At 40.2% G+C, this 15,877-nt stretch carries 12 protein-coding genes and 5 tRNA genes; all 17 read left to right on the top strand.

Features of this window, described 5'->3' with window-relative positions:
* Positions 1-55: 55 nt before the first annotated feature.
* The 17 genes from OLM34_RS03500 to rpoC all read left to right on the top strand — a co-directional run bounded on the left by OLM34_RS03500 (position 56) and on the right by rpoC (position 15,857).
* On the top strand, positions 56-592 hold the full coding sequence (locus OLM34_RS03500; protein ID WP_264405268.1) for an HDIG domain-containing metalloprotein: 537 nt from the start codon (positions 56-58) through the stop codon (positions 590-592).
* Between the two features lie 134 nt (positions 593-726).
* On the top strand, positions 727-1,311 hold the full coding sequence (locus OLM34_RS03495) for a nucleotide exchange factor GrpE (protein WP_413777182.1): 585 nt from the start codon (positions 727-729) through the stop codon (positions 1,309-1,311).
* A gap of 4 nt (positions 1,312-1,315) precedes the next feature.
* Positions 1,316-2,479, top strand: coding sequence for a molecular chaperone DnaJ (dnaJ, locus tag OLM34_RS03490; RefSeq protein ID WP_264405266.1), 1,164 nt, complete (start codon positions 1,316-1,318; stop codon positions 2,477-2,479).
* A 235-nt stretch (positions 2,480-2,714) separates the two neighbouring features.
* Positions 2,715-2,788 (top strand) — tRNA-Thr (locus OLM34_RS03485).
* Positions 2,789-2,850: 62 nt separating this feature from the next.
* A tRNA-Tyr gene (locus OLM34_RS03480) sits at positions 2,851-2,932 on the top strand.
* Between the two features lie 66 nt (positions 2,933-2,998).
* A tRNA-Gly gene (locus tag OLM34_RS03475) sits at positions 2,999-3,071 on the top strand.
* Positions 3,072-3,076: 5 nt separating this feature from the next.
* Positions 3,077-3,148: transfer RNA gene (locus OLM34_RS03470), tRNA-Thr, on the top strand.
* A gap of 100 nt (positions 3,149-3,248) precedes the next feature.
* The gene (gene tuf, locus OLM34_RS03465) at positions 3,249-4,436 is read left to right on the top strand and encodes an elongation factor Tu (protein ID WP_264405264.1); all 1,188 of its coding nucleotides are present in this window, start codon (positions 3,249-3,251) and stop codon (positions 4,434-4,436) included.
* 61 nt (positions 4,437-4,497) lie between these two features.
* Positions 4,498-4,571, top strand: a tRNA-Trp gene (locus OLM34_RS03460).
* 22 nt (positions 4,572-4,593) lie between these two features.
* On the top strand, positions 4,594-4,785 hold the full coding sequence (gene secE, locus OLM34_RS03455; RefSeq protein WP_264405262.1) for a preprotein translocase subunit SecE: 192 nt from the start codon (positions 4,594-4,596) through the stop codon (positions 4,783-4,785).
* Between the two features lie 16 nt (positions 4,786-4,801).
* Positions 4,802-5,344: a transcription termination/antitermination protein NusG gene (nusG, locus tag OLM34_RS03450; protein ID WP_264405261.1), complete on the top strand. Its 543-nt coding sequence runs from the start codon at positions 4,802-4,804 to the stop codon at positions 5,342-5,344.
* A 77-nt stretch (positions 5,345-5,421) separates the two neighbouring features.
* Entirely contained in the window at positions 5,422-5,868 is a 447-nt protein-coding gene (rplK, locus tag OLM34_RS03445) for a 50S ribosomal protein L11 (protein ID WP_264405259.1), read from the top strand.
* Between the two features lie 18 nt (positions 5,869-5,886).
* Positions 5,887-6,585 (top strand): 50S ribosomal protein L1, encoded by a 699-nt coding sequence (gene rplA, locus OLM34_RS03440; RefSeq protein WP_264405257.1) that lies wholly within the window; start codon positions 5,887-5,889, stop codon positions 6,583-6,585.
* A gap of 17 nt (positions 6,586-6,602) precedes the next feature.
* On the top strand, positions 6,603-7,115 hold the full coding sequence (gene rplJ / locus OLM34_RS03435) for a 50S ribosomal protein L10 (RefSeq protein WP_264405256.1): 513 nt from the start codon (positions 6,603-6,605) through the stop codon (positions 7,113-7,115).
* 51 nt (positions 7,116-7,166) lie between these two features.
* Positions 7,167-7,547, top strand: a complete 381-nt coding sequence (gene rplL, locus OLM34_RS03430; RefSeq protein WP_264405255.1) for a 50S ribosomal protein L7/L12 — start codon at positions 7,167-7,169, stop codon at positions 7,545-7,547.
* A gap of 99 nt (positions 7,548-7,646) precedes the next feature.
* On the top strand, positions 7,647-11,459 hold the full coding sequence (rpoB, locus tag OLM34_RS03425; protein ID WP_264405254.1) for a DNA-directed RNA polymerase subunit beta: 3,813 nt from the start codon (positions 7,647-7,649) through the stop codon (positions 11,457-11,459).
* 96 nt (positions 11,460-11,555) lie between these two features.
* The gene (gene rpoC / locus OLM34_RS03420) at positions 11,556-15,857 is read left to right on the top strand and encodes a DNA-directed RNA polymerase subunit beta' (RefSeq protein WP_264405252.1); all 4,302 of its coding nucleotides are present in this window, start codon (positions 11,556-11,558) and stop codon (positions 15,855-15,857) included.
* Positions 15,858-15,877 lie beyond the last annotated feature (20 nt).

Below are 15,877 nucleotides of genomic sequence, written 5' to 3'. Positions count from 1 at the left end.
CAGCAGAAACTTCAGAGTCTGTAATAGTCGGCGAAATAACCCTCATTAGAAACGAATGGACCCACAACTCATCATCGATAAATACTATAAAAAGGGAACAAAATTATACAACATCTATATGTCGCATGTTACCGATGTGACAAACAAAGCCCTTTCCATCGCCCATAAACATCCTGAATTGGCTGTCGATGTAAATTTTATAGAAGAGGCATCCATGTTGCATGATATCGGCATTTTCAAGACCCATGCACCACGCATTGGCTGTTATGGTAAATACCCCTATATTTGTCACGGATATTTAGGAAACGAATTATTAACAAGCGAAGGTTACCCCAAACATGCTCTTGTTTGTGAACGACATACCGGAACGGGAATAACACTCCAAATGATTATCGACAAAAATCTGCCTCTTCCCCACCGCGATATGGTTCCGGTGAGCATGGAAGAAAAAATCATTTGCTTTGCAGACAAGTTTTATTCGAAATCACATCTCGGAAAAGAAAAATCCATAAAAAAAATTCGCCGTAGCCTGGCAAAACACGGAGAGCAACAAGTTGCCATATTTGATGAATGGTGCGAACTTTTTCTATGAATACCGACAATAATTCCCATAAATCTTTAGTTGCACACTTTTGGCAAGCTATTTGCTGTAGGTTAAGCGTGCAATTTATATTGTTAAGCAAATAAAAGGAAATTTGTATCATTGTACATTCATAAAAAACGATTATGGAAAAGGAAAACAAAAAATATAGCGATCCTCAAGATAGAGAACAAACAAAAAGAGGTACTTCTCAGAGCGAAGAAGCGATGAATAATGAAGTTAAAGACAATTTGTCAGAAAAGATGCAAACTCCTGAAACTGGTGAACAACAGGAACTTCAGCAAAAATATGATGAATTGAACGACAGCTATCTTCGCCTTTTTGCCGATTTTGATAATTATCGTAAACGTACGCTGAAAGAAAAAGCCGATATTATCAAAAGCGGGGGGGAAAAAGTACTGAAAGACATCATTCCTCTAATTGACGATTTTGAGCGTGCTATCGTTGCATTGCATCAAAGTGATGACAAGGAAGCTATTTTGGAAGGAATCGATTTGATATATAACAAATTTATGAACTTCCTTCAACAACACGGAATCAAAGAAATCGAAGCAATAGGACTACCCTTCGATCCCGAAAAATTTGAAGCGGTAGGTACTATTCCTGCTCCCGAAGAGTCACAAGAAGGAGTGGTAATAGATCTTGTTCAAAAAGGATATACATTGAACGATAAAGTAATCCGTTTCCCAAAAGTAATTGTGGGCGCATAAAAATATGGCAGAAAAAAGAGATTATTACGAAGTACTTGAGATACCTCGCACAGCAACCGTAGAAGAAATAAAAAAGGCATATCGCAAAAAAGCGCTTCAATATCATCCCGATAGAAATCCGGGAGATAAAAAAGCAGAAGAGAAATTTAAAGAAGCAGCTGAGGCATACGAAATTTTAAGCGATACGGACAAACGTGCACGGTATGACAGGTTTGGACATGCCGGTGTTAACGGAACCGGAGGAAATGGTTTTGGCGGAGGAATGTCAATGGACGATATTTTTTCGCAGTTCGGGGATATTTTCGGTGGACATTTCGGCAGTTTTGGAGGATTCGGCAATTTTAGCGGATTCGGATCTTCACGGTCACGACAGCGTACAAACAAAGGATCGGATCTCCGTGTAAAAGTGAAAGTTTCTTTAAAAGAAATACTGACGGGTGTGGAGAAAAAAATAAAAGTAAAAAAATATGTAGCATGTTCACACTGTCACGGCAATGGTTCGGAAAACGGAGATTCGGTTTCTACCTGCACGACATGCAATGGGTCGGGTGTAGTGACACGGATAGCCAATACTATTTTTGGACAGATGCAAACAACCTCTACATGCCCAACATGTAACGGAGAAGGAAAAATAATTACGAAAAAATGCGCATACTGTAATGGAGAAGGCATCGTAAGAGAAGAAGAAATTATTTCCATCAAAATTCCAGCAGGCGTAACAGCAGGGATGCAATTGACTGTTTCAGGACAAGGGAATGCCGCACGAAGAGGCGGCATTAACGGAGATCTGTTAGTCGTAATCGAAGAAGAGGAAGATCCTAATCTAATCCGCAGCGGAAACGACGTAATTTATAACCTATTTATCAGTTTCCCTACTGCTGCATTAGGAGGAACAGTAGAAATACCAACAATAGACGGGGTGGCCAAAATAAAAATCGAGCCCGGGACGCAACCCGGAAATGTGCTGCGATTACGAAATAAGGGTCTGCCGTCTTTAAATGGATACGGTACAGGTGACCAATTGGTTAACGTAAATGTTTATGTTCCTGAAACATTAAGTGAAAGCGAAAAAAAGGCACTTTCACAAATGGAAAAATCATCGAACTTTACACCCTCGAATTCGGCAAAAAGAAACGTCTTCGACAAATTTAAAAAAATGTTCAATTAGTTATTGATCTCATACTTTTAGATGGCGGAAGCACAACAAAGAGCATTCCGCTATTTTTCAATTCTGCCAAATTTCGCAAAAAATCTCAAGCAAACATGCATCCGGTAAACAAATTTACTAACAAATCATTCGCCTAAAAATTAATCCTATTTTTTTGGTAATCGAAAAAATATTGCTACCTTTGCGACCGTTTCTCTATTCTCTAAAATAAGAAACGCTAATAATAAGAAAATAAGCCTCTTTAGCTCAGTTGGCCAGAGCACGTGATTTGTAATCTCGGGGTCGTTGGTTCGAATCCGACAAGAGGCTCAACTAAGTTAAGAAAAACAAAGCGATTGATAAGGAATTATTTTATTGATTTACAAGAGAAAGGGCAGTTACCAGAGTGGCCAAATGGGGCTGACTGTAACTCAGCTGGCGTAGCCTTCGGTGGTTCGAATCCATCACTGCCCACATCAAAGCATAAGAAATAATTGATTTGAACGAAAAAAGTGTCAATTCATCAAATTTCACTATTCTGCGGAAGTAGCTCAGTCGATAGAGCATTAGCCTTCCAAGCTGAGGGTCGCGGGTTTGAGTCCCGTCTTCCGCTCTTTTGCCTATGTAGCTCAGTGGTAGAGCACTTCCTTGGTAAGGAAGAGGTCACGGGTTCAAATCCCGTCATCGGCTCGATGACTTATTAATAACAATTCCAAAAAGGAATAGCATCACTGGAATTATTTTTAGAAAATGAAAATATAAATATTAATTTAACTAATAAGAATATTTTATGGCAAAAGAACATTTTAACCGAACGAAACCGCATGTAAATATCGGTACAATTGGTCACGTTGATCATGGTAAAACTACCTTAACGGCTGCTATTACCAAAGTTTTGGCGGAAAAAGGTCTTTCTGAAGTGAAAACATTTGATCAAATCGATAATGCACCGGAAGAAAAAGAAAGAGGTATAACAATCAATACCTCACACGTTGAATACGAAACTGAAAATCGTCACTATGCACACGTTGACTGTCCGGGACACGCCGACTATGTAAAGAATATGGTAACCGGTGCTGCTCAAATGGACGGTGCAATTATTGTAGTGGCCGCAACAGATGGCCCTATGCCTCAAACACGCGAGCATATCCTTCTCGCACGTCAAGTAAACGTTCCACGTTTAGTTGTATTTATGAATAAATGCGACTTGGTTGACGATGAAGAAATGTTGGAATTGGTTGAAATGGAAATGAGAGAATTACTCGATTTCTATGATTTCGACGGTGCCAATACACCTGTTATCCGCGGTTCTGCATTGGGAGCATTGAATGGCGATCCCCAATGGGAAGAAAAAATATTGGAACTAATGAAAGCAGTTGACGAATGGATTCCCCTTCCTCCGCGTGATATAGACAAACCATTCCTCATGCCGGTTGAAGACGTATTCTCGATCACGGGCCGTGGTACAGTGGCAACAGGTCGTATCGAAACCGGTATCGTAAAAGTTGGAGACGAAGTTGAAATCATCGGATTAGGCTCTGAAGGAAAGAAATCTGTAGTAACAGGAGTTGAAATGTTCCGTAAGATTCTTGACCAAGGCCAAGCAGGAGATAACGTAGGTTTGCTGCTTCGCGGTATCGATAAAGACGAAATTAAACGCGGTATGGTAATTGCGCATCCGGGGAAAGTAAAACCTCATTCCAAATTCAAAGCAGAGGTTTATATCCTGAAAAAAGAAGAAGGTGGTCGCCACACCCCATTCCATAATCACTATCGTCCACAATTCTATATCCGTACCTTGGATGTTACAGGGGAAATTGAATTGCCGGAAGGTGTAGAAATGGTAATGCCGGGTGATAATGTAACCATCACTGTTGATTTGATTTATCCGGTAGCATGTAACGTGGGTCTGCGATTTGCTATTCGCGAAGGCGGCCGTACGGTAGGTGCAGGACAGATTACCGAGTTACTTGACTGATAGTAATGTCGGAGAAAATAAACTTAGTGGGAGATGCTAATATCTACCGACTAAGTTGTTTACGGGTCTAGCTCAGTTTGGTAGAGCACTGGTCTCCAAAACCAGGTGTCGGGAGTTCGAGTCTCTCGACCCGTGCATAAAACGATTCAAATTATAAATGAAAAAAATAATTGCATATATTAAGGATGCTTATAACGAGTTAGTTTATAAAGTATCCTGGCCCTCGCGAGAAGAACTGTCGAGTAGCACGATAATTGTAATGATTGCTTCCCTTTTTATCGCGCTAATTGTATTTGCGATGGATTCTTTATTTGAGTGGACATTAAAACTTCTATACGGTATTTTATAATTCTGAATAACAAGACATGGCTGATAACGAAAAAAAATGGTATGTATTGCGTGCCGTTAGCGGAAAAGAAAATAAGGTCAAAGAGTACTTGGATTCAGAAATAAAAAAGACCGAGTTAGGGAAGTATATATCTCAAGTCCTCATACCGACAGAAAAAGTTTACACTGTGCGTAGCGGAAAGAAAGTGATGAAAGAACGCGCTTATCTTCCGGGTTATGTACTCATTGAGGCTGAACTGACGGGTGAGGTTATTCACACACTCAAAAACATCAATTATGTGGCAGGCTTCCTTCCCAATACTACAGATCCCCAACCCCTCAGAGAATCGGAAGTAAAACGTATCTTGGGAACAATGGACGAATTGGAAGAAGCCGGCGAAGAAATGGATGTTAAATACTATGTTGGTGAAAACGTTAAAGTGATCAGTGGCCCTTTTAGTAATTTCACCGGCGAAGTTGAGGAAGTGAATGAAGAGAAAAAAAGGCTCAAAGTAGTAGTCAAAATTTTCGGAAGAAAACAACTATTGGAGCTGGGTTATATGCAAGTAGAGAAAGAATAAATCAGATTTGGTTACGCACATCTGGGAATTCTTCAATAGGTTTTGATAAGAAGTAAATAAATTTAAATCAAAGAAAAATGGCTAAAGAAGTTGCCGGACAAATAAAATTGCAAATCAAAGGAGGAGCTGCAAATCCCTCCCCTCCCGTCGGACCTGCTTTAGGTTCAAAAGGGATTAATATTATGGAGTTTTGCAAGCAATTCAATGCCAGAACTCAGGATAAAGCAGGTAAGATATTACCCGTTGTAATTACTTACTATTCGGATAAATCTTTTGATTTTGTTGTTAAAACACCACCGGTTGCAATTCAATTATTAGAAATTTTGAAAGTAAAAAGTGGCTCTGCTGAACCAAATCGAAAGAAAATCGGCGAAATCACATGGGATCAGGTAAAAACGATTGCAGAAGAAAAAATGCCCGATTTAAACTGCTTCACCATTGGATCAGCAATGCGCATGGTTGCCGGAACGGCACGAAGCATGGGTATCGTGGTAAAAGGGGAGTTTCCTCAAGATATAAAATAATCTAAACTTCAATTGAAAATGGGAAAACTGACAAAAAATAGAAAGTTGGCTTTGAGTAAAATTGAAGCGGGGAAAACCTATTCACTGAAAGAAGCAGCTACTTTATTAAAAGAAATAACGACTACCAAGTTTGATGCATCTGTCGATATCGATGTACGTTTAGGAATAGACCCGCGCAAAGCTAACCAAATGGTAAGGGGCACCGTTACTCTTCCTCATGGCACAGGAAAAGAGGTAAGGGTTCTCGTTTTGTGCTCACCTGAGGCTGAAGCTGAAGCAAAAGAAGCCGGAGCAGATTATGTGGGACTTGATGAGTATATCGAAAAAATTAAGAACGGATGGACAGACGTTGACGTTATTATCGCACAGCCTTCTGTAATGGGTAAAATTGGTTCGCTGGGCCGTATCTTAGGACCACGCGGATTAATGCCAAATCCCAAAAGCGGAACAGTAACCAACGATGTTGCCAAAGCTGTAAAAGAAGTAAAACAAGGGAAAATTGATTTCAAGGTTGATAAATACGGTATTGTCCATGCATCTATAGGAAAAATATCGTTTACACCTGAACAAATTGTTGATAATGCGCGGGAATTTATCCAGACATTAATCAAACTAAAACCGTCTACAGCAAAAGGTACGTATATTAAGAGCATTTATCTTTCTACTACGATGAGTCCGGGTCTCAAAATAGATCCCAAATCGATAGAAGAAAACTAAAAAGGGAAAAACTATCTATGAAAAAGGAAGATAAAAACGTGATAATCAAAAAAATAGCCGATACTGTTAAGGGATACGAAAACTTCTATTTAACGGATATAGCTACATTAGATGCAGCTAAAACCAATAATTTAAGAAGAGAGTGCCATAAACAGGATATCAAGTTAATGGTAGTGAAAAATACCTTGCTGCGTAAAGCGTTGGAATCGCTCGACGGAAATTATGAAGAACTGTATCCTCTTCTCAAGGGTAATACAGCAATCATGTTTTCAAATGTGCCTAATGCTCCTGCAAAACTCATCGATAAATATAAAAGCGAAAAAATACCGGCATTCAAGGGTGCCTATGTACAAGAAAGCTTCTTTATCGGTGATAAGTATCTCAAAGATTTGGTGTCCATCAAGAGCAAAACAGAACTTATTGGAGAAATTATTGCACTGCTGCAATCTCCCGCAAGAAATGTTATTTCTGCACTACAATCCGGAGGAAATACGCTTCATGGAATTTTAAAAACGCTCTCCGAAAAATAATTTTCAACTTATACAAAAAACAGAATTAGTAATCTATTAAATAACACAAAAATGGCAGACTTAAAAGCATTTGCTGAACAATTAGTTAACTTAACAGTAAAAGAAGTTAACGAACTGGCTGAAATTTTAAAAACTGAATATGGTATTGAACCTGCTGCTGCAGCTGTTGCCGTAGCAGGAGCTCCTGCTGCAGGAACAGAGGCTGCTGTGGCAGAGGAAAAAAATTCTTTCGATGTAATCCTTAAAAGTCCGGGTGCAGCTAAATTAGCTGTTATAAAAGTTGTCAAAGAACTTACCGGCCTTGGATTGAAAGAAGCAAAAGATTTAGTTGACGCTGCTCCCAGCGAATTGAAAAAAGGAGTAACAAAAGAAGAAGCCGAAGCATTGAAAAAACAACTTGAAGAGGCAGGAGCAGAAGTTGAACTTAAATAACAAAGCTACCTAAAATTAGGTTAATTTGGTTAAGAATCTTCCGAAGAAGGTTCTTAACCTTTTGTTTCAATACATATTAAGTTCAAAAAATACATTCGCATGTCTTCAAATAACACCAACCAACGAATAAATTTCGCAACAATTAAAAATCCTCTCGACTTCCCTGATTTTTTGGAAGTTCAGTTGAAATCGTTTCAAGATTTTTTACAACTTGATGCACCACCGGAAAAAAGAAAAAACGAGGGATTGTACAAAGTTTTCATGGAAAACTTCCCCATTACAGACACTCGCAACAACTTTGTCTTGGAATTCCTTGATTACTACATTGATCCTCCGCGTTATTCTATTGAAGAGTGTATAGAAAGAGGCCTAACCTATAGCGTTCCTCTAAAAGCTAAATTATATCTATACTGCACCGATCCTGATCATGAAGATTTTGCACCTGTCATTCAAGATGTATATCTGGGAACAATTCCTTATATGACCGAAAAAGGTACTTTTGTGATCAATGGAGCCGAACGTGTAGTGGTTTCACAATTACATCGCTCCCCCGGTGTTTTCTTCGGTCAAAGTGTGCATGCAAACGGTACAAAACTCTACTCGGCCCGTATAATCCCATTCAAAGGATCATGGATTGAGTTTGCAACCGATATTAACAGTGTAATGTACGCTTACATTGACAGGAAAAAGAAATTGCCTGTCACTACACTGTTACGCGCTATCGGGTTTGAAAGCGACAAAGACATCCTCGAGATTTTTGATCTTGCGGAAGAAGTAAAAGTTACAAAAACCAACCTGAAAAAGGTAATGGGTCGTAAACTAGCAGCGCGAGTACTCAAATCGTGGATGGAAGATTTTGTAGATGAAGACACAGGCGAAGTAACTTCTATAGAAAGAAACGAGGTCATTATTGAACGGGAAACCATTCTCGGGGAAGAAGAAATAGAGGAAATTCTGGAATCGGGTGTTTCATCCATTTTGCTACATAAAGAAACACCCAACATGTCGGACTACTCGATTATCTATAATACGTTACAAAAAGATCCGAGCAATTCCGAAATCGATGCCGTACGTCATATCTATCGATTAATTCGCAGTGCTGAGCCTGCCGATGATGCCAGTGCCAGAGAAGTAATTACCAATCTTTTCTTCTCTGAAAAAAGATACGATTTGGGTGACGTGGGTCGTTACAGAATTAACAAAAAACTGAACCTTAATATTGACGATAAAATTCGAGTTCTTACCAAAGAAGATATCATAGAAATTATAAAATATCTGATTGAATTGGTTAACTCCAAAGCCATTGTGGATGATATAGATCATCTCAGCAACAGACGTGTACGCACAGTGGGAGAGCAGTTATATAACCAATTCGGTGTAGGACTGAACCGCATGGCCCGAATTATTCGTGAGAGGATGAATGTACGTGACAACGAGGTATTCACACCCGTTGATCTCATCAATGCCAAAACCATTTCATCGGTTATTAACACCTTCTTCGGTACGAATGCTTTGTCCCAATTCATGGATCAAACCAATCCACTGGCAGAAATTACACATAAGCGCCGTTTATCGGCATTGGGGCCCGGTGGTTTGTCGCGAGAACGCGCTGGTTTTGAAGTACGTGACGTACATTATACGCACTATGGACGTCTATGTCCAATTGAAACTCCTGAAGGACCGAATATTGGACTTATTTCCTCATTATGCATTTACGCAAAAATTAATGATCTTGGGTTTATCGAAACTCCGTATAGAAAAGCAAAAGACGGAAAAGTCGATATAAAAAACGAGAACATAATTTATCTGGCAGCCGAAGAAGAAGAAGGAAAAGTGATCGCCCAAGGTAATGCGCCACTCGATGATGAAGGAAGATTTATCTTACCACGTGTGAAAGCCCGAAAAGACGCCGATTATCCTGTTGTTTCACCCGAACAGGTAGAAATGATGGATGTATCACCCATGCAGATAGCTTCCATTGCAGCGGCACTGATTCCGTTTCTTGAACATGACGATGCCAACCGCGCATTGATGGGGTCAAACATGATGAGGCAAGCCGTTCCGTTAATACGCACCGAAGCACCGATAGTAGGCACCGGAATCGAAGAACAGGTTATTAAAGATTCCCGTAGTCAACTTATGGCTGAAGGCGATGGGGAAGTAATTTATGTTGATGCAACAACCATTAAAATTAAATATAACAGAACGGAAGAAGAAGAATTTACGAGCTTTGAGGATTCCGTAAAAACATACACTATCCCCAAATTTCGTAAAACAAACCAAAACACAACTGTCGATCTGCGTCCTCTTTGTAGAAAAGGAGATAAAGTAACAAAAGGCCAAATATTAACCGAAGGATATGGATCCGAAAAAGGAGAGTTGGCCTTGGGGAAAAACCTGAAGGTGGCATTTATGCCATGGAAGGGATACAACTTCGAAGATGCTATTGTGCTTAGTGAACGTGTGGTTAGCGAAGATATTTTTACATCGGTACACGTAGAAGAATTCTCGTTGGAAGTACGTGAAACCAAACGAGGACTTGAAGAGCTGACATCCGATATCCCAAATGTAAGTGAAGATGCTACCAAGGATTTAGACGAAAGAGGAATAATTCGAGTAGGCGCACGCGTTCAACCCGGAGACATCCTCATCGGAAAAATCACACCTAAAGGGGAATCGGATCCGTCTCCCGAAGAAAAACTCCTTCGTGCTATCTTCGGAGACAAAGCAGGTGATGTAAAAGATGCTTCATTGAAAGCCTCTCCTTCACTCAGTGGAGTTGTGATCAATACGAACTTATTCTCAAGAGCAATTAAAAAAGGGAAAAACAAATTATCCAACAAGGCATTGCTTCCAAAACTAGAGGAAGAATACGAAGCCAAAATGGAAGATTTAAAAAAGATCCTTATCGAAAAATTGCTTGCGCTCACCGAAGGTAAAACCTCTGCAGGTGTAAAAGATTATACAAACATTGAGGTAATTCCTAAAGGGGCAAAATTCACAGCAAAGGTATTGCAAGAAATCGATTATCAATCTATCCAACTGAATAAATGGACAAACGATCCACACAAGAACGAATTGATCCGCTCTACTGTGATCAATTACTTGCGCAAATACAAGGAATTGGATTCAGAACTCAAACGAAAACGTTTTGATCTTACAATTGGAGATGAACTTCCATCGGGAATTATGCAAATTGCTAAGGTTTATGTAGCTAAAAAACGAAAAGTTCAGGTGGGAGATAAACTGGCCGGTCGACATGGTAACAAAGGTATCGTTTCCAAGATCGTACGGCAAGAAGATATGCCTTTCCTTGCAGACGGAACACCGGTAGACATTGTTTTGAACCCGCTGGGTGTTCCATCGCGAATGAATTTAGGGCAAATTTTTGAAACTGTTCTCGGATGGGCAGGAGAAAAACTGAATATGCGTTTTGCTACTCCCATTTTTGACGGTGCTACCCTTGAGAACCTAGATGAATGGACTGAGAAAGGAGGATTGCCTCGCTACGGAAAAACCCACCTTTATGATGGAGGAACAGGAGAACGATTTGACCAGCCTGCAACCGTAGGTATCATTTACATGATGAAGCTTGGACATATGGTTGAAGATAAAATGCATGCCCGATCTATCGGCCCGTATTCACTCATTACGCAACAACCATTAGGCGGTAAAGCTCAATTTGGCGGACAACGTTTTGGAGAAATGGAAGTTTGGGCTCTTGAAGCATTCGGTGCAGCTTATATTCTTCAGGAAATTCTGACCATCAAATCCGATGATGTTATGGGACGCTCAAAAGCATATGAAGCCATCGTAAAAGGTGATCCTATGCCACAACCGGGAATCCCTGAATCGTTAAACGTATTGCTCCATGAACTTAGAGGATTGGGATTGAGCATTACCCTCGATTAATCCTCATAACTTCAAAAACGGATATCAAATGAATCTATCGATTCGGACCGTTTTCAATTTAAAAAATATTTACAACTCTTTATAGACATAACATGTATGGCATTTAGAAAAGACAATAAAATAAAGAGTAACTTTTCAAAAATTACTATCAGTTTAGCTTCACCCGAAGAAATTCTCGAAAATTCATATGGTGAGGTATTAAAACCTGAAACTATCAATTATCGTACGTACAAACCCGAACGTGACGGACTTTTCTGTGAACGTATTTTCGGCCCCGTTAAGGACTACGAGTGTCATTGCGGGAAATATAAACGGATCCGTTATAAAGGGATTGTTTGTGACCGATGCGGCGTTGAAGTAACCGAAAAAAAAGTACGCAGAGAGCGTACAGGACACATAAGGTTGGTAGTGCCGGTTGCTCATATCTGGTATTTTAGAACATTGCCCAACAAAATAGGTTACCTGCTGGGAATTTCAACAAAAAAACTCGATTCCATTATCTACTACGAAAGATATGTAGTTATTCAACAAGGTATTTTAAAAGATAAGGTAGAAGAAAACGATCTACTTACCGAAGATGAATATTTGGAATTGCTAAATTCAATACCCAAAGAGAATCAACAACTAGAAGATTCTGATCCCGACAAGTTCATTGCAAAAATGGGAGCGGAAGCAATTTTAGACCTTTTAGAAAGATTGAATCTCGACAAATTGGCAAATCAGCTGCGTCACCGTGCGAGTACGGATACCTCCCAGCAACGAAAAGATGAAGCATTGAAAAGACTCCAGGTAGTAGAAGCTTTTCGGAGTTCTAAACACATCAATAAGCCTGAATGGATGATCATGAAAGTGATCCCCGTCATCCCACCTGAGCTTCGTCCGCTGGTACCCCTCGACGGAGGTCGTTTTGCAACATCTGATTTAAACGATCTATATCGTCGTGTGATTATCCGCAACAACCGACTGAAAAGGCTTATCGATATTAAAGCTCCCGAAGTAATTCTCAGAAACGAGAAACGCATGTTACAGGAGGCTGTTGACTCTCTTTTCGATAATTCAAGGAAATCAAGTGCAATTAAAACAGAATCCAACCGACCGCTAAAATCGCTTTCGGACAGTTTGAAAGGGAAACAAGGACGTTTCCGTCAAAATCTGCTTGGTAAACGTGTGGATTATTCGGCTCGATCGGTTATTGTGGTGGGCCCGGAATTAAAAATGCACGAATGCGGTTTGCCAAAAGACATGGCAGCCGAACTGTATAAACCGTTCATTATCCGCAAACTTATTGAAAGGGGTATTGTTAAAACCGTAAAATCAGCAAAAAAGATTGTCGATCGCAAAGAACCGGTTGTTTACGATATCCTGGAATATGTAATGAAAGGACATCCGGTACTTCTAAACCGTGCTCCGACATTGCATCGTTTAGGTATTCAAGCATTCCAGCCTAAACTTATCGAAGGAAAAGCCATTCAACTTCATCCACTTGCATGTACGGCATTTAATGCCGACTTTGATGGGGACCAGATGGCCGTTCATCTTCCATTAAGCAACGAAGCAATATTGGAAGCTCAGTTATTAATGCTATCGTCGCATAATATCCTGAATCCTGCCAACGGAGCACCTATCACTGTTCCTTCTCAAGATATGGTTCTCGGATTATATTACATTACCAAGATCCGTCCGGGAGCAAAAGGCGAAGGTATGACCTTTTACGGAGAAGAGGAAGCCATTATTGCATATAATGAAGGGAAAGTCGATATTCACGCTTTGGTAAAAGTGATCGTTGACGATATAGATGAAAACGGAAATCCGATCCGTAAAATGCACGAAACCACTGTAGGACGAGTTATCACAAACGAATATATTCCAAAAGAAGTAGGCTATATTAATGAGCTTCTTTCAAAGAAATCGCTTCGTGATATTATTGGCCTTGTTATCAAAAAATGCGGAATGGCTCGTACTGCTCAATATTTGGATGATATAAAAGATCTCGGATACAAAATGGCGTTCAAGGGGGGGCTTTCGTTCAATCTGGAAGACATTATTATTCCTCCTGAAAAAGATGAGCTCATACGTGAAGGTTACGCTGAAGTTGAGCAGATTATGGAAAATTACAACATGGGGTTCATTACTTATAACGAACGATATAATCAGATTATCGATACATGGACCCATATCAATTCGAAGTTGTCCAACATCTTGATGAAAAAGCTGGCAGAAGATGATCAAGGATTTAATTCGGTATACATGATGTTGGATTCGGGAGCACGTGGTTCACGCGAACAAATTCGTCAGTTATCGGGTATGCGTGGCTTGATGGCCAAACCACAAAAAAGTGGTGCGGAAAGCGCTCAGATCATCGAAAATCCTATCCTTGCGAACTTTAAAGAAGGATTGTCAGTGCTCGAATACTTTATTTCAACTCACGGTGCGCGTAAAGGACTTGCCGACACGGCTTTAAAGACGGCCGATGCGGGATACCTAACCCGACGATTGGTTGATGTTGCACAAGACGTAATTGTGACAGAGGAAGACTGCGGTACACTTCGCGGATTAGTTGCTACAGCATTAAAAAACAATGATGAAGTCGTAGCATCACTCTATGAGAGAATATTAGGACGCATCTCTGTTCACGATGTGCAGCACCCCTTTACAGGAGAGATTCTGGTACGATCCGGAGAAGAAATTACCGAAGAAATTGCAAAAAAAATCGATGAATCGCCCATCGAACAAGTTGAAATTCGTTCTGTTCTCACGTGTGAAGCACGACATGGCGTTTGTTCAAAATGCTACGGACGTAACCTGGCCAGCAGCCGTCTGGTAGAAAAAGGCGAAGCTGTAGGCGTTATTGCTGCACAGTCTATTGGTGAACCGGGAACCCAACTTACACTTCGAACCTTCCACGTAGGTGGTATTGCATCAAATATTGCAGCCGAAAGCAATATCATTGCCAAATACGACGGAATACTGGAGTTTGAAGAACTTCGAGTGGTCGATCCCCAAGAAAAAAACGCCAACGGCAAACCTTACAAAATAGTAGTAAGCCGTCTGGTAGAAATGCGTATTGTGGATCCGAACACAAAAATTGTGCTGCTCTCACACAATGTGCCATATGGGGCAAAATTATATTATGACGAAGGTGACAAAGTTCAGAAAGGCGATCTCATTTGCGAATGGGATCCGTTCAATGCTGTTATTATTTCGGAGGCAAGTGGAAGAATTCATTTCGATAATTTTATCGAAAATATTACCTATAAAGTAGAATCAGATGAGCAAACCGGATTAAAAGAAAAAGTGATCATTGAATCGCGAGATAAGACCAAAGCTCCATCTGCTTTCATTGTAAACGAAAATGGAGACATTTTACGTACATACACCTTGCCATTAGGCGCTCACATCGTTAAAAATGAAAATGACGAAATCAAAGCCGGAGATATCTTGGCAAAGATACCTCGTGCTGTAGGTAAAACCGGAGATATTACAGGGGGATTACCACGTGTAACGGAACTTTTTGAAGCGCGCAATCCTTCAAATCCCGCAATTGTTGCCGAAATCGACGGCGAAGTGTCGTTCGGAAAAGTTAAACGAGGAAATCAAGAAATTTTTATCACTTCCAAAACAGGAGAAGTAAAAAAATACCTTGTACCCCTTTCCAAGCAGATTCTTGTTCAGGAAAACGATTTTGTTCGTGCCGGAATGCCATTATCGGATGGAGCTATTACCCCTTCTGATATTTTAGCTATAAAGGGACCTACAGCTGTCCAAGAATATATCGTAAACGAAATTCAGGATGTCTATCGTTTGCAGGGTGTAAAAATCAACGATAAACATTTCGAAGTTATTGTTCGTCAAATGATGCGTAAAGTTGAAATCGTTGATCCCGGTGATACACGATTCTTGGAAAAGCAGCTGGTCGACAAAAACGAATTAATGGAAGAAAACGATCGCATATGGGGTAAAAAAGTTATTGTCGATCCGGGAGATTCTCAAATATTTGAGCCAGGGCAAATCGTAACTGCCCGCAAGCTTCGCGATGAAAACAGTTCGTTGAAACGCCGCGACCTAAAACCGGTAAAAGCACGAGATGCCATTCCTGCAACGGCAAATCAGGTTTTACAAGGAATTACACGGGCTGCATTGCAAACCTACAGTTTCATGTCCGCAGCATCATTCCAGGAAACTACTAAAGTGCTCAGCGAAGCAGCCATCAACGGGAAAGTGGATACCTTAGAAGGGCTGAAAGAAAATGTCATTTGTGGCCACCGCATTCCGGCCGGTACAGGACAGCGTGAATTCGAAAAGATCATTGTCGGCTCAAAAGAAGATTTTGAAAAGATGAATATATCTGCACAATCACGTATTTTAGAGGACGTAACAAAAGAAGAAGAAGAGGAATAGATTTCTACAAATATTAAAAA

It is taken from the genome of Anaerorudis cellulosivorans, assembly GCF_025943985.1.
Classification (GTDB): domain Bacteria; phylum Bacteroidota; class Bacteroidia; order Bacteroidales; family Dysgonomonadaceae; genus Anaerorudis; species Anaerorudis cellulosivorans.
Note: the sequence above shows the minus strand (reverse complement) of the source record. Positions and strands in the feature narration are given on the sequence as shown.

What these genes read in the sequence shown, in the direction of transcription:
- OLM34_RS03500 (WP_264405268.1), top strand. Translation starts at nt 56, where the DNA reads ATGGACCCACAACTCATCATCGATAAATACTATAAAAAGGGAACAAAA.
- OLM34_RS03495 (WP_413777182.1), top strand. Translation starts at nt 727, where the DNA reads ATGGAAAAGGAAAACAAAAAATATAGCGATCCTCAAGATAGAGAACAA.
- dnaJ (WP_264405266.1), top strand. Translation starts at nt 1,316, where the DNA reads ATGGCAGAAAAAAGAGATTATTACGAAGTACTTGAGATACCTCGCACA.
- tuf (WP_264405264.1), top strand. Translation starts at nt 3,249, where the DNA reads ATGGCAAAAGAACATTTTAACCGAACGAAACCGCATGTAAATATCGGT.
- secE (WP_264405262.1), top strand. Translation starts at nt 4,594, where the DNA reads ATGAAAAAAATAATTGCATATATTAAGGATGCTTATAACGAGTTAGTT.
- nusG (WP_264405261.1), top strand. Translation starts at nt 4,802, where the DNA reads ATGGCTGATAACGAAAAAAAATGGTATGTATTGCGTGCCGTTAGCGGA.
- rplK (WP_264405259.1), top strand. Translation starts at nt 5,422, where the DNA reads ATGGCTAAAGAAGTTGCCGGACAAATAAAATTGCAAATCAAAGGAGGA.
- rplA (WP_264405257.1), top strand. Translation starts at nt 5,887, where the DNA reads ATGGGAAAACTGACAAAAAATAGAAAGTTGGCTTTGAGTAAAATTGAA.
- rplJ (WP_264405256.1), top strand. Translation starts at nt 6,603, where the DNA reads ATGAAAAAGGAAGATAAAAACGTGATAATCAAAAAAATAGCCGATACT.
- rplL (WP_264405255.1), top strand. Translation starts at nt 7,167, where the DNA reads ATGGCAGACTTAAAAGCATTTGCTGAACAATTAGTTAACTTAACAGTA.
- rpoB (WP_264405254.1), top strand. Translation starts at nt 7,647, where the DNA reads ATGTCTTCAAATAACACCAACCAACGAATAAATTTCGCAACAATTAAA.
- rpoC (WP_264405252.1), top strand. Translation starts at nt 11,556, where the DNA reads ATGGCATTTAGAAAAGACAATAAAATAAAGAGTAACTTTTCAAAAATT.